Raw genomic sequence first — 14,466 nt, forward strand, 5'->3', positions numbered from 1 at the left:
CGCGTGCGAGGTGCACGCACGCCGAAGGATTTGAGTGCGAGGTCTGTCCGCGCCCAATGTGTTGATTATTTTGTCGAAATGACGATTTCTGGCGTGGACGCGCGCCTCAAATATTAGCTTTTGCCATCGTTGGGTGTTGAGGGCTGGATCATGCTTTTCAGAGGGGCAAGAGAGCGGAGAGTTGCGAAGGTCACAATGCTGAGGATCAGGGCAATATCATAGAGACCGTAGCCAACAGCTCCCCCGAGCGCCCCTGTTGCCCACAAGCTGGCCGCTGTGGCTGTGCCGGACGTATGGTCTCCGCGCTTCAGGATGGCACCTCCGCCAATGAATCCTATTCCCGTAATCAGACCTTCGAGAATCCGAGCCTGACCCATCGAGGTCTCGCCCAAGACGCGGATCGCGACGAGCACAAAACCGCACGCGGCAATCGCGACGAGCGGAAAGGTTCGTAGACCAGCGCTGCGCTCCTGACTTTCCCGCTCCCATCCAATCGGCAATGCCAAAATGTAGGCGATAGCCAAATCGACCAAGTGGGAGCCCATTTCTACCCAATTCAAGGCTGCAAATCTCATCGTCATCTCCCACTCGCCAACGGACATCCAGAACAATAGTGCTCGTGCAGGGGTTCCTGTTACTCTGTTACACGACGAAGAGATTTTCCGTGCCCAGCCTCTTCCGCCCCAGTCGATGATTGGCTACCGCTCGGCCAGAAATTCTCCATTCGTTCAGAGCGGGCGGAATGTTACAAAATGAATGCGAGATTCTAGCTAAAAAATCCCGGGGGTTTGCAATTGACTTTCAATTGCGGAGCCCGAACACATGGCGGCGGGACCGGCTCCCGGCGGTTGTCAAGATTGGACAGGCGCCTTATTTCATGTTGGCAGACTTTTACTCGTAGGAGGTTGCTGTGGGTTCGCATTTTCTCGACCGTCTGTTTGGCCGGAGGTATGGCGGCGGCCATGGAGGCGGTCATCATGGAGGCGGCCACGGAGACCGGTACGGCCGAGGGCCCGATCGTGGTGCGCCTTGGGGCAATCAGCAGAATCCGGACTGGGATCAATCGCCGCCGCCCGCGCAACAGCGGGTGCTTGTGTGTCCCAGCTGTCGCTCTGACAACGCGCCGGACAGCCGTTTTTGCGCCAATTGTGGCCAGCGCTTCGGATCGTCCGAGGCGGCGTGTTCGAAGTGCAATGCGTCAATTCCAGCCAACTCTAAATTTTGCCGCTCTTGCGGTACGGCGGTGGCCGGAGCAAATCCTGAGGGAAAGTGAGTCCTATCTTCACGCCGACGTCCGATTGGTGAACATGTGAGGCTGAAGGCCTCGTGCATTCACAGGAACGCGACGTCATGCCCGGTTGGGGATGAGAGTGATCGTCGAAAAGAATCTGCATCCGTGCCCGAGGCTGTACAAGCAGGAGCTGATGCCGAGGCGCGCCGTCTTAACGAACTGAATTCTAGGCGCGAGAGGGTGACATGGCCGCAGGGGTTTCAGCGAGCGACCCAGTATCTACCGCGACAGCAGCGGGGCGGCATAAGCGCAGACTGTACATTGCGCTGACCCTCACCACCACTTTTATGGTTGTCGAGGTTATCGGCGGCTTGTGGACCGGCAGCCTCGCTCTCCTTGCCGACGCAGCCCACATGCTCACCGATGCCGGCGGCCTGGCATTGGCTTTGATCGCGATCCGTTTCGCCGAACGGCCACGGACACCACAGAACACCTTCGGCTATGTTCGTATGGAGGTGCTATCGGCGCTCACCAACGCCGTGGTTCTCCTCCTCCTGACTGTATATATCCTCTACGAGGCCTATCAGCGATTCTTGAGCCCGCCGGAGATCATCGGCGGACCGATGCTGGCCGTGGCAGTTGCCGGTCTCGTCGTCAACCTGATCAGTATGAAAATGCTCTCCGCCGGCTCGGCGGAGAGCCTCAACGTCAAAGGCGCCTACTTCGAGGTGCTGGCGGACATGCTCGGTTCGCTCGGCGTCATTGTGGCTGCAATCGTGGTGGTTCTGACCGGCTGGCAACTAGTCGATCCGATCATCGGCGCCGGCATCGGGCTGTTCATTGTCCCGCGCACGTGGATCCTGCTCAAGCAAGCGATCCATATTCTAATGGAGGGCACGCCGCCGGAAATCGACATGGCCTTGCTTGAAAAGAGGCTTCTCGAGATTCCGGGCGTCCTTGCCGTTCGTGATCTCCATGTCTGGACGATTACATCCGGCGCCGATGCGATGAGCGGCCACCTTGTCGTGACTGACACGGCTTCAGCCCGGACGATACTGGCCGAAGCTCAGGAGGCGCTGAAGACTGGCTTTGGCCTGACACATGTGACGATCCAGATCGAGGACGAAGCGCTTGAGGGAGCCGAAGCCAAGCGGCCGTTTTGATTTCGTCGAGAGTTTGCCGCAGTGAACGAGTGAGGACGACGTGGGTAACGATCATTGGAATGAACGCTCTTTCCGAAAGGGTCCTGGATCAAATCGATACCCGGCGCCCAGGTCCGGTTACTCGACTGATGCTCCGCCGCGGGCGCCGATCTCGTGGGTTGTCGTCATCTTCGGTCTCCTTGCATGGACGGTCGTTGTCTATGTTGGATATGTCGCACTCGATATCGCCCTGTCGTGGCTCTCAACCAGCGGCGGCGCCGTGTTGCAAGCGGGGAAGGACGCCGGAAGCGCGATAGGCGTCGGCAAAGAGGTCGGCGTCGCGATCGACAGCCTGAAGTCCACCGGTCTCCTCGACCAGGCGGTCTCCTTGCTGATGATCGTCCTGAAGCCGGCAGCCATCGTGATTTGGGCGCTTGGCGCGCTGTTGATCGTCCTCTTGCCGAGGATGCTTTGGCGTTTGGGTGGAGCATTCGGCAGACGCCGACATTAAGTAAGTGCTATCGCTCCGGCCGCGCTCTGGAATGATCCCAGTCATATCTTGAACCACTGCCTTGTGGTAATTCCACTGTCGCAAATGAGTGACCGGCGGCATGATTGGGGTAGCCATCACCCAGTTTCGGCAAATTCTAGAGTCGAGGAAGGATGACAGAAAAACAAGACCATCCGGGATCTGCTCCTCGCCTGATCCTTTCCCTGCCGGGCAACGAAGCCTTTGGGCAGCATCTGGCAGCAGCCGGGCATTGGGAGCTCGGCACAATAGGAACCCGGCAATTTCCGGATGGCGAGTCCTACGTCCGTATCCTTTCCGACGTTGCAGGCAAAGCGGTCGATCTGGTCTGCACACTCGCAAGGCCCGATGATGGCTTCTTGCGTCTTGTCTTCGCGGCAGATGCCGCGCGGGCGCTCGGCGCGCGAGAGGTCACTCTGATCGCGCCTTATCTCGCTTATATGCGGCAGGATCGCCGTTTTCAGCCGGGTGAGGCGGTGACGTCGAAGAGCTTCGCGCGGCTCGTCTCGTCGAGCTTCGACCGGCTGGTCACCGTCGATCCGCATCTGCATAGATATTCGACTCTCTCGGCGCTCTACACGATCCCGACGGATACGCTGCATGCGGCGCCGCTGCTGGCGGATTGGATTGCCGCGGAAGTCGACAATCCTTTTCTCGTCGGTCCCGACGAAGAGAGCGAGCAATGGGTATCGGCCATCGCCGCACGCATTGGCGCCCCACACGCGGTGCTGCGCAAGATCCGGCATGGCGATCGCAATGTCGACGTCGAATTACCCGATCTGTCCAGATGGCGTGGCCGGCAGCCGGTGCTGGTCGATGACATCGCCTCGTCCGGCCGCACGCTGATCGAAGCGGCTCTCAAACTTCCGCTTCAAGGCTTTGCGCGACCCGTGGTGGTCGTTGTGCATGGCATTTTTGCCGAAGATTCTTTCCAGCGCCTTGCGCCGCTTTGCAGCCGGATCGTTTCGACAGATTCTGTTCCTCACGAGAGCAATGCCATCGGCCTTGCGCCGCTGGTTGCGAACGCGCTCGGATTGAGCGCTCCATCGTCGGCAGACCTCGTCCGGCACCGGCGTCCGCCCGAGCCCTTGGATGAGGTGGAGCGGGCGGGTCTCGATTCCTTTCCCGCGAGCGATCCGCCATCCTGGACGAGCGGGGCGCGGTGAAAGTGCCGCCTCCCGAAACCAGATCCAATAAAGGCGACGATGCAGCATGAGCGGCACGGCCTCCAAGATGTTCAACACTTGGCGCAAGGGATACGGCCCGATTGTCCATCGTGAAGAGACGGTCGAGCGCATAGTGGCGCTGGCTTCGTCCGGCCGCATCGATCCGCAACCGCTCTATCGGATGCTGGTGGCTGCCGACCGCCTCACCTCCGCCGCCATGTGGAGCGTGGTCCATATGACCTACACCAAGCGGGTCGATCTCTCTGGCGCCCCGCTCCCGGCGGACGCTTTCAAGACCACCCCGGAAGGACATACCGGCGGCTCGCTCAACATGGTCCCGGCTTTTGTCGGCTATCTGACGGCCAATGCGATTTCAGCGACGACGCGTTCCTGGCTGATGGGCCAAGGCCATTGTGTTGCCGCTATCGAGGCCGTCAACGTCCTCACCGGCGATGTCTCACCGGCGCAGAAGGGCCGCTACGATCGCAGCGAGAAGGGATTGTCGCAACTCGCCGCCGACTTCTACTCATACAAGATCGGCCCCGACGGCGCTCCGGCCGTACCGCTCGGCAGCCACGCAGGACCGAATACCGCCGGCGCGATCTCCGAAGGCGGTTATCTCGGCTTCGCGGAGGTGCAGTACGTGCACATGCCGCTCCCCGGCGAAAGCCTCGTGGCGTTCCTGAGCGACGGCGCATTCGAGGAACAGCGCGGTTCGGACTGGACGCCTCGCTGGTGGCGGGCCGAAGATTCCGGCCATGTCATCCCGGTCATGATCCTCAACGGGCGGCGTATCGAAGAGCGCGTCCAGATCGCGCAGCAGGGTGGCGCCACATGGCTCGCCGACCATCTCAAGCTCAACGGCTTTGATCCCTTCATCGTCGATGGCCGCGATCCAGCCGCCTTCGCAGGGGCCATTCTAGAAGCCGAGCGCCGACTCCAGAGTTTCGCTGCGGATGCGGCGCATTCCTATCCGGCGCCGGTTCCTTATGTGATCGCCGAAACCGTCAAAGGGTTCGGCTTTCCGGGAGCGGGCACGAATGCCGCGCACAATCTGCCGCTCGGTGGCAATCCCGCGCAGGACGAAGCAGCCCGTACCGCCTTCAACGATGCGGCCCGCGTGCTGTTCGTGCCGCCTGACGAGATTGAGCAAGCCGTCGCAGCGATCGCTGTCCATGGCAAGCAAGGCCGCGTGCCCGAAAGCCGGCACCCCCTCGCGCTGCGGCGGCCTCCGACTCCAGTACTCCCCGAACCTGATTGGACCGTAGCCGGCAGTCCGCCCGACTGCGCGATGCATGCTATCGACCGCTGGTTCGTCCGCCTCGTCGATGCGAACCCCGGCCTTCGGCCCCGTGTCGGCAACCCCGACGAACTGCGCTCAAACCATATGGGTGCAACCCTCGACAGGTTGCGCCACCGGGTGAACGTTTCGGAGCCCAACGTCGCCGATGCCGTGGATGGGGCGGTCATCACCGCGCTCAACGAGGAAGCGGTTGCGGGCGCGGCGCTCGCCAACAAGGGAGGCATCAACCTGATTGTCAGCTACGAGGCTTTCGCCTTGAAGATGTTGGGCGGGCTTCGCCAGGAGATCGTCTTCGCCCGTCGCCAGCGTGAGGTCGGCCAGAAGCCGGGTTGGGTATCCGTCCCGCTCATCGTCACGTCTCATACCTGGGAGAACTCCAAAAACGAGCAGTCGCATCAGGACCCGACCATTGGCGAGGCGCTGCTCGGCGAGATGTCCGACACGGCACGCGTTCTGTTCCCCGTGGATACCAACAGCGCCATGGCCGCCCTGCGAGCCGTCTACCAGGGTCGCGGACAGGTAGCCTGCCTCATCGTGTCGAAGCGCGACATGCCGTATCGCTTCGGTGGCGAGGCTGCGCTCAAGTTCATTGCCGATGGCGCCGCTCACATCGAAGGCGAGCGCGACGGGGCCGAGTTGCAACTGGTTGCCATCGGCGCCTACCAGCTCGAGGAGGCGCTCAAGGCAGCACATCGCCTCAAGACGCACGGCCGCCGCGTTCTCGTAACCGCTCTCTCGGAACCTGGCCGATTCCGAATCCCCCGCGATTCCATTGAAGCCGCCTTCACAGCTAGCGAGCAGGATATTGCGGCGCTGTTCCCGGCCGGGCTGCCGCGAGTCATCGTGTCTCACGCGAGACCGGAACCAATGCTCGGCTTGTTGCGGCGGCTCGACTCCGGGCCTCAAAGGACTGTCGCGCGCGGCTATATCAGCCGGGGCGGCACGCTCGACGTTGCAGGCATGCTGTTCGCTAACCGCTGTAGCTGGGCGCATCTGGTGGACGCGGGAGGCGCTCTCCTCGGCTGCAAGCGCGAGGAGATTCTCTCCTCGACCGAGCAAGGCGCGCTCGACGGACGCGGCGATCCGGCGGATTTGGCCGCCTTCACATTCTGAAAGTTCGCAATGTTGACTCTGACCTCTCTCGGCGGCGCCGGCACTGTCACCGGCTCGAAACATCTCCTCACCAACGGCGGCAAGCGCATCTTGATTGATTGCGGTCTATTTCAAGGCCTCAAGAACCTTCGCGAGCTGAACTGGGAACCGTTGCCGGTCGCGCCGTCGAGCATCGATGCCGTCGTCTTGACCCATGCTCATCTCGATCACTCGGGCTACTTACCCAAGCTCGTGCGTGACGGCTTTCGTGGCCGCATCTACGCGACCGCGGCGACACGCGATGTCGCAGAGCTCATCCTCAAGGACAGCGGCTACCTCAACGAGAAGGACGCTGAGTACGCCAATCGGAAAGGGTTCTCCAAACACAAGCCGGCGCTGCCGCTGTACGGCGCGCGTGATGCCGAACGCGCCATGGAGTTCTTTTCGCTTGTTCCTTTCAACACGGTCACGACGCTCCCAGGTGGTGCGACCGTGAGGTTTCGCTACGCCGGCCACATCCTCGGAGCCGCCAGCGCCGAGATCGAATGGGGCGGCCGCCGCATTGCTTTTTCAGGGGACCTTGGCCGCTACGGCGACCCAATCTTTCCGGACCCGGCAGCTATCGCCGAAGCAGATTACGTCGTCGTTGAATCGACCTACGGAAACCGCCTCCACGATTCTGCCGATCCCACCGAAGCGCTCGGCAAGGTCATCGAGCGCACCATCAAGCGCGGCGGCACCGTCGTCATCCCGGCCTTTGCGGTCGGGCGCGCACAGTCGCTGCTCTATCATCTGTGGCGCCTGCAGACCGCCGGCCGTCTATCGGGCGTCCCGATCTATCTGGACAGCCCGATGGCGATCGAGGCGACAGGCCTGCTCCACGCCCACCACGACGATCACCACTTGTCTTCCAAGGAATGCGACGCGATCTGCGGCATCGCCACCTATACACGCGATGTGGAAAGCTCCAAGGCGATCTCGACCAGCCCCTGGCCCAAGGTCGTGATATCGGCGAGCGGGATGGCGACGGGAGGCCGTGTTCTCCATCACCTCAAGGCCTTCGCGACCGATCCCAAGCACACGATCCTGTTCTCCGGGTTCCAGGCCGCTGGAACGCGAGGCCGAGCGATGCTTCAGGGCGCGCGCGACATCAGGATCCATGGCCAATGGGTGCCGGTTCGGGCAGAGGTCGATGACCTGTCGATGCTGTCGGCACACGCTGATGCTAGCGAGCTGATGCGCTGGCTCTCCGGCTTCCGCCGCGCTCCGTCTCGCGTCTTCATCGTCCATGGCGAGGCCGACGCCGCCGAAGCGCTGCGGGTGCGGATTGATCGCGAACTTGGGTGGGATGCCGCTGTGCCACGTCAGAACCAGATCTTCGATCTATGACGACGACAGATAACGCTGCTCGTGCCGATCAACCAAGGCACCGTGTACGCCGTCTCCGGCTGCATAGCCAGCATCAGGCGATCGTAATCATGCGTGCCGACTGTCACGTCTGCCGGGCCGAGGGATTTGCTTCGCGCTCTCAGGTTCTCGTGGCCAATGGCAAGCGCCAGGTCCAGGCGACTCTTTTTCAAGTCGACGGTGAAGCCATGCTGGGCCTCGACGAGATCGGACTGTCCGAAACCGCCTGGGACCTTCTTGGCGTCGCGGAAGGCGACGAGGTCAGGGTCTCCCATCCACCCGCAATGGATTCGCTCGCTGATGTGCGGCGGCGTATCTATGGCAATCGTCTGGATACGTCCGCCTTCTCGGAGATCGTGAGGGATGTTGTCGCCGGCAGCTACACCGACGTGCACCTCGCCGCCTTCCTGACCGCGAGCGCCGCGCTGCCGCTGGACGAAGAGGAGACGGTTAGTCTGACGAGGGCAATGGTGAATGTCGGCGACCGCCTGCGCTGGGATGCCGCGATCGTGGTCGATAAACACTGCATCGGCGGGCTTCCTGGCAACCGCACCACGCCGATTGTCGTGGCGATCGTGGCCGCGAACGGCCTCGTCATGCCCAAGACCTCCTCGCGCGCGATCACCTCGCCGGCCGGTACGGCCGATATGATGGAAACCTTGGCGCCTGTCGATCTCGACATCGCGACTCTCCGACGCGTGGTGGAGGCGGAAGGGGGCTGCATTGCCTGGGGCGGTGCGGTCCACCTCAGCCCGGCCGACGATATCTTCGTGCGGGTGGAGCGCGAACTGGATATCGATACTGAAGGTCAGTTGATTGCGTCCGTCCTCTCGAAGAAGATCGCTGCAGGCTCGACACACGTGGTCATCGATATCCCGGTCGGCGCAACCGCGAAGGTGCGCGGTAAAGACGTCGCTGACCGCCTTGCCGAGCGCATGACCGCAGTGGCTGCGCGCTTTAACCTTGCCGCCTTATGCCTTCAAACCGATGGCTCGCAGCCCGTCGGCCGTGGCATCGGTCCGGCGCTCGAGGCCTTCGATGTGCTCGCCGTTTTGCATAACAAATCCGACGCGCCCGATGACCTGCGCCAGCGAGCTGTCACGCTGGCGGGCGCGGCACTGGAAATTGGCGGAAAGGCCAGCAAGGGAAGCGGCGTGACGCTGGCGCTCGCGACGCTTTCCGACGGCCGGGCGTGGAAGAAGTTCGAAGCCATCTGTGAGGCGCAGGGCGGACTGCGCACTCCGCCGCAGGCGCGCCACGTCTATCCATTGGTTGCGCCGCGCGCAGGCCGAATCGTTCATATCGACAATCGCAAACTAGCGCGGCTTGCCAAGCTGGCCGGTGCGCCCGGCGCCAAGGCTGCCGGCGTCTTCATGGAGGTGCGGCTTGGCGCGGAGGTTGATCGCGGACAGCCGCTCTTTCATGTCCACGCCGAGACACCCGGCGAGCTCGCCTACGCGCTCGACTATGCGGCACGTGCTGGCGATATTCTGATAGTCGGGTCTTGAAGGCTCCCTGCTGGCGGTTGAGTCGGATCGTCTAGGCTTACCTGGGGCCGCGCTCAAAGCAATAACTCCGTTTCCAATTTACAGGATATTTTGCAGCATACACAGCGTTTTACGATGTGGAGGCCTGCCAGCTTTTCATGTGGGGCCAAGCTACATTGCCAAAGGATTTCGTCTACTCACCGTCTGCTCGCTGCTCCTGGATCGCTCAACGCCACGGCCGAGGCGCACCGCGACCACCTTGCGAAATAGTCGACACCCTCCGCCATCGAGAGGTCAGTTGGGCAAAGATCAGAGACAAGCTTGGCGTGTTGCGTCAGACTGTAAGGGAACGGTTCGGCGGATCTTAGTTGCGCCGGAGCCGGCTTATCTTCGTTGTCTAACAGCGCTGGAATGGCAGGGCTCGACGGGCCATCTGGTGCGCTGCCGCTCACCCTCGCCCTGCCGACTTGTCCTTGCTTGTCGAAGATCATACAGAACATGATCGAACTTGTTTGCTAAGCTCTTCCCCATCAAGCCTACCGCGCGCTCGCCACACATTTGCTAGCCATGCACTGATGAGGTAGGCGACGACGCAGCCATTGTCTTCAGCATGAGACAATGGTGCCAAACCCGTTCTGCTCCGATGGCTTGAAGACTCTCTACGTGATGATGTCGTCGATGGCCGCCCACCGAAGGTGGTCAAGTTGGGCACCGTCCATCATTGGCGATTCGCTCTTGTCCGTCATTCGCAACTTTGTACGGCGGCAATCCCGAACCCGTCTCGTCACCGGGCGGGAATCTAGTCTAGGCTAGCGAATAGCCCAGCTGCTATACAGGGACATCGTAAGACATCGAGCCCGTGAGACGCCGGATTAATTCCTCGATCAACGCTACCTTGGCCGCTTCGCCTAGGCATCAGTGCGTCATGATGGCATCACCGCAGCCCTGCGGGATGAAGTCGAAGCGCTCCACCGTCACGACGGTGACTGGCGACTACCCGGGCAGTGCGCATCATCCATCGCCATACGAGCGAGACCCCTCCGTGAAGCTCTACCAATCTTTTTTGGTAAGCGCGAGACAAGTTTCAGGACAACTTGGTGTGGTAAATTCGTTGGATTATGTTCGAAACATTCTGCTGCGAGGACTATTAACTGGCGACAGAGATTACGTTACACGGGTCGGTCCCAAAACGCGGTGTGCATGAAATTTCCGGCGGGCGCCCTTGAGGCCAAGCTTATCGCGGTGACGCAGGTCAAGTCGTGAACCCATAACGGATAGGTGGCAATGACTATCAGTGTCCAGACCTTTTACGATCAGCGCAGTGGCACCGCAACGCATGTTGTCACATGCGCTGCGTCCGGTTCTTGTGTTGTCATCGATCCAGTGTTCGATCTAGATCCAAAGTCGGGACGTACCAGCCGCGCTCCCGTTGACCGTATCGTGGATTTCATAAGGGCCGAGAAGTTGTCACTGGAATGGCTTCTGGAGACCCATGTTCATCACGATCACATCTCCGGCGCCCTGGCCTTGCGTGAAACGCTCGGCGGCCGACTGGCAATCGGCAAGCGCGTTGTGGAGGTCGCCGAAGTTATTCGCCAAGTCTATGCCCTGCCGCAAACGCATGCACGTCCGTTCGACCGTCTGCTGGATGAAGGCGACAGCCTGGGGTTTGGCGAAGAGACGATCGAGGTTTGGGCGACGCCGGGGCACACGATCGACCATTTGAGCTATCGCATCGCCGACACGATTTTTCTGGGCGACACGCTCTTCATGCCCGATAGCGGAACGGCGCGCTGCGACTTCCATCGCGGCGACGCCCGCATGCTCCATTCTTCGATCCGTCGTATCCTCGATCAGCCCGAAGAGACACGCTTGTTCGTTTGCCATGATTACGGCGCGGAGGGCAGCCGCCCGCCCGCCTGGGCAACCACAGTGGGCGCGCAGCGGGCCGAAAATATTCATGTCGGCAAGGGGCGGACCGAAGCGGAGTTCATCGCTCTGCGGCAGGAGCGCGATGCCGGGCTCGAAATGCCAGCGCTCCTGCTCGCATCCTTGCCGCTCAACATCGCGGCTGGGCGCTTCCCGGAGCCCGCAAGTAACGGGCGGGTCATTCTGCCGATGCCGCTTGATGTTCCGGTCAGTGCTCTCTAGCCGCCACCGCCCGAGCGTGGCTTCCACCGCCCCAAATACACGGGACACCGTGATGGATGAAATCCTGTCAACTGGCCGTCCGCTCGATTGCCTCGTTGTTGGAGGGGGCCCTGCGGGCCTGACTGCTGCGATCTATCTGGCGCGGTACCGGCGACGCGTCACCGTAGTGGACGACGGCGACAGCCGCGCACTCTGGATACCCCGTTCACACAACCATGCCGGCTTTCCCGACGGAATTAGCGGCAGGGAGCTGTTGAGTCGTATGCGCGCTCAGGCGGAGCTCTACGGTGCCGGAGTGCTGCGGGGCCGTATCGAGACGATCGAGGAGCGGGACGGCAGCTTTCTGGCGTGTGGTAACAACATCGCGCTCGAAGCGCGAACCATTCTTTTGGCAACCGGCACCAACAACCGGCGCCCGGACCTCGATCCCGCTATGCATCGGTCTGCGCTGGAGCGCGGTCTGCTGCGCTATTGTCCGGTCTGCGACGGCTTCGAGGCCGGGGACAAGGCTATCGGTGTTATCGGCGCCGATGCGCGGGGCGTCGCTGAAGCCTTGTTCCTGCGAACATATTCCGAAGACATTACCATACTCCCGGCGGGTGCAGTCGATATCAGCTCCGACGACCGCGCCCTTCTCGAACGCCACGGTATCCGCGTGGAAGAACGACCGCCCTTGCGCCTCGATTGCACCGGTAGTCGCGCGATAGTTCACTTTCGCGACGGCTCGCAGCTCAGCTTCGACACCATCTATCCGGCGCTTGGTTCCGAAGCGAACGACCATCTTGCCCAGGCGCTCTGTCTCGACATGGCGGATGGGTGCTGTATCGCGGTCGATCAAAAGCAACGCACTAGCCGAGGCGGCATCTACGCCGCAGGCGACATCGTCTTCGCGCTCGATCAGATCAGCGTCGCGATGGGCCACGCGGCAATCGCCGCCACGACGCTGCACAACGATCTGCGCAATCTAGACGGCTTAACGCGCCAGTAGTAAATCGGGCTGTGAAGTCGAGAATGGCAGCACAGACAAAACCTTCGAAGCGCTTGGAGCTGCCTGTCCAGAGCCGCAGTGCATCGCACCTCATCTCTTTGTCGTATTCAATCTGGACTGATGGCGGTTCTCGTGTGTTTCATGACGGAAGTGAAACAGCCGCGCTGTGTGGGTCTTCCATCAGCGCAAAGCAGGGCATTGGGACTGTGCCGATACGGAGGACATTAACTCGGTGGCAAAGTCAGTTGTAAATGTGTCGGACCGCGCGACGGTGCAGGCAGTTTGGCCAGGCTTGCGCTGTTGTGTGGGCAATGGATGAGGTGATATTGTGCACCGGTGATGGTCACATTCTCCCGTCACCGGGGGTGGGCGATCAAAGGAGTGATACAGCGTGAAATGGCGGTTCACGAGCGTGCTGTACAAAGGCAACGCCCGATCGCCCTTAAAAAGGTAGCGTTCCTTGATACCGAGGCCGAAGATGAGCGCAACATCAGAGAATTGCCCAGCGGGGCTCTGATCGCATCTTCCCAGCAGGTCGACTGCGACCATGGGGTGCCAGCATGTCCTTAACGTGAGCATTTGGCGCCTAAGTGTGCTAATATTTGGACATCTCGCTATATTTAGGGGCAGTCGCTTTTATGCTCAGGGCGCTTTCCAAACAATCGGCCCCACCGGTGGTGTTCGGACTTTTCGTGACGCTCATTACTTTGTCTGCAATACCTTTGGCGAAGGCAGACGCACTCGATTTGGCACAGGCTGGTTTTGCAGCGAAGCAGCGTCGCGATTGCGTGCAAGCCATTCAGCTTTTTAGCGAGGCAATTCGTCAGGGCAATTTCGATAGTGAGCGCCGCGGCTTCCTCGTCTACAGCCGAGGTGTATGTTACGAGGGCATGGGAATTCGCGACAAAGCGTTATCCGATTTCGACACTGCAATAGCGCTTTTGCCGAACTTTCCCAATTCCTACATCTACCGGGGCCTGATTTGGACATTCGAGCGCGAATACGATCGCGCCATCGACGACTTTCTTAGCGCGCGCCGACTAAGTCCCAGGGATCCGATGATTTTCAACAACCTTGCGGGCGCTTACGAAAGAAAAGGCGATCTGGATCGAGCGATCGAAAACTATGATGAGGCTGTTCGCCTTCAGCCGAGTTACGCAGAAGCTTATTACAACCGCGCTGCCGCCTTTCTGACGAAAGGCGACCTACAAAGAGCACTTTCTGATTACGACCAGGCAATCTCACTGCAGCCGACGTTTGCGGATGCAATCGGCAACAGAGGCGCGGTGCATCTGATGCTGGGAAACTTTGAGAAGGCGATCGCAGATTTCGGCGCGGCGATCCGCCTTAGGCCGGGGGACGCGAGCTTTTGGGCAAATCGGGCCAATGCAAATTTGACAGTAAGAAATTTTACTGCGGCGCTCGCCGATTTCGATCAGGCGCTCCAACTTGCTCCCGGAGACCCAGCCTATTATCTCGGTCGAGGACGCGCCCGATTGTTTGCCGGGGATAATACGGCGAGTGTCGAGGATTTCAAAACCGCGGTGCGTCTGCGGCCGTCCAATCCATATGCGATGATCTGGCTCCACATCGCTCGCGTGCACGGTGGAGAAAATGACCGCGCCGAGCTGACCGAGAACGCTGCAAAAGTCAGGCGAGACATGTGGCCGGCGCCGATGCTCGAGTATTATCTGGATGCGGTCGATTCGGGGCAAGTTCAGGCGGCATCCCGTATCGGGTCTGGCCAGGATCAAGCCAAGCGCGCGTGCGAAGCTGAGTTCTTCTTGAGCGAGTCCATTGTTCATGCCGGACAAGTTGATCAAGCGCGCGAACGTCTCAAAAGCGTAGTGGCAGGGTGCAAACTGTATGACGTCGTTTACAGCGCAGCATTGGCCGAGCTTAATTTACTTTCTAAATGATGGGCGACTCAGCTGTGCTCGAATCATTGACAGGGCGCGCAGAGCAGACGC

11 protein-coding genes are annotated in these 14,466 nt (G+C 60.7%); 10 read left to right on the top strand and 1 reads right to left on the bottom strand.

All coding sequences use genetic code 11. From position 1 onward, the window contains the following. Positions 1 to 113 precede the first annotated feature (113 nt). Positions 114 to 575, bottom strand: coding sequence for an MgtC/SapB family protein (locus BMY71_RS22330; protein ID WP_054164268.1), 462 nt, complete (start codon positions 573 to 575; stop codon positions 114 to 116). A 518-nt stretch (positions 576 to 1,093) separates the two neighbouring features. Here BMY71_RS22330 and BMY71_RS25600 point away from each other — a divergent pair. The 10 genes from BMY71_RS25600 (at position 1,094) to BMY71_RS22380 (ending at position 14,415) form a co-directional block, all read left to right on the top strand. Continuing rightward, positions 1,094 to 1,273, top strand: coding sequence for a zinc-ribbon domain-containing protein (locus BMY71_RS25600; protein WP_373301726.1), 180 nt, complete (start codon positions 1,094 to 1,096; stop codon positions 1,271 to 1,273). Between the two features lie 203 nt (positions 1,274 to 1,476). Continuing rightward, positions 1,477 to 2,394 carry a cation diffusion facilitator family transporter gene (locus tag BMY71_RS22340; RefSeq protein WP_054164248.1) on the top strand — a complete coding sequence of 306 codons (918 nt, stop codon included), beginning with the start codon at positions 1,477 to 1,479 and terminating at the stop codon, positions 2,392 to 2,394. 40 nt (positions 2,395 to 2,434) lie between these two features. After that, on the top strand, positions 2,435 to 2,884 hold the full coding sequence (locus tag BMY71_RS25350) for a hypothetical protein (protein ID WP_244526140.1): 450 nt from the start codon (positions 2,435 to 2,437) through the stop codon (positions 2,882 to 2,884). A gap of 152 nt (positions 2,885 to 3,036) precedes the next feature. Further along, the gene (locus tag BMY71_RS22350; protein WP_062313644.1) at positions 3,037 to 4,068 is read left to right on the top strand and encodes a ribose-phosphate pyrophosphokinase; all 1,032 of its coding nucleotides are present in this window, start codon (positions 3,037 to 3,039) and stop codon (positions 4,066 to 4,068) included. A gap of 46 nt (positions 4,069 to 4,114) precedes the next feature. Further along, positions 4,115 to 6,484 (top strand): phosphoketolase family protein, encoded by a 2,370-nt coding sequence (locus tag BMY71_RS22355; protein WP_062313642.1) that lies wholly within the window; start codon positions 4,115 to 4,117, stop codon positions 6,482 to 6,484. Between the two features lie 9 nt (positions 6,485 to 6,493). Beyond that, positions 6,494 to 7,852, top strand: a complete 1,359-nt coding sequence (locus BMY71_RS22360) for an MBL fold metallo-hydrolase RNA specificity domain-containing protein (RefSeq protein ID WP_054164245.1) — start codon at positions 6,494 to 6,496, stop codon at positions 7,850 to 7,852. Next, the gene (locus BMY71_RS22365; RefSeq protein ID WP_062313640.1) at positions 7,849 to 9,378 is read left to right on the top strand and encodes a thymidine phosphorylase family protein; all 1,530 of its coding nucleotides are present in this window, start codon (positions 7,849 to 7,851) and stop codon (positions 9,376 to 9,378) included. The genes BMY71_RS22360 and BMY71_RS22365 overlap by 4 nt, the downstream gene beginning before the upstream one ends. 1,263 nt (positions 9,379 to 10,641) lie before the next feature. Continuing rightward, on the top strand, positions 10,642 to 11,508 hold the full coding sequence (locus tag BMY71_RS22370; protein WP_054164243.1) for an MBL fold metallo-hydrolase: 867 nt from the start codon (positions 10,642 to 10,644) through the stop codon (positions 11,506 to 11,508). A gap of 52 nt (positions 11,509 to 11,560) precedes the next feature. Further along, complete coding sequence (locus BMY71_RS22375) at positions 11,561 to 12,496, top strand: NAD(P)/FAD-dependent oxidoreductase (protein ID WP_062313638.1); 936 nt, start codon at positions 11,561 to 11,563, stop codon at positions 12,494 to 12,496. Between the two features lie 638 nt (positions 12,497 to 13,134). After that, positions 13,135 to 14,415, top strand: coding sequence for a tetratricopeptide repeat protein (locus BMY71_RS22380; RefSeq protein ID WP_061979345.1), 1,281 nt, complete (start codon positions 13,135 to 13,137; stop codon positions 14,413 to 14,415). The last annotated feature ends 51 nt before the right edge of the window (positions 14,416 to 14,466 follow it).

This window comes from Rhodopseudomonas pseudopalustris (assembly GCF_900110435.1).
Taxonomy (GTDB): Bacteria; Pseudomonadota; Alphaproteobacteria; order Rhizobiales; family Xanthobacteraceae; genus Rhodopseudomonas; species Rhodopseudomonas pseudopalustris.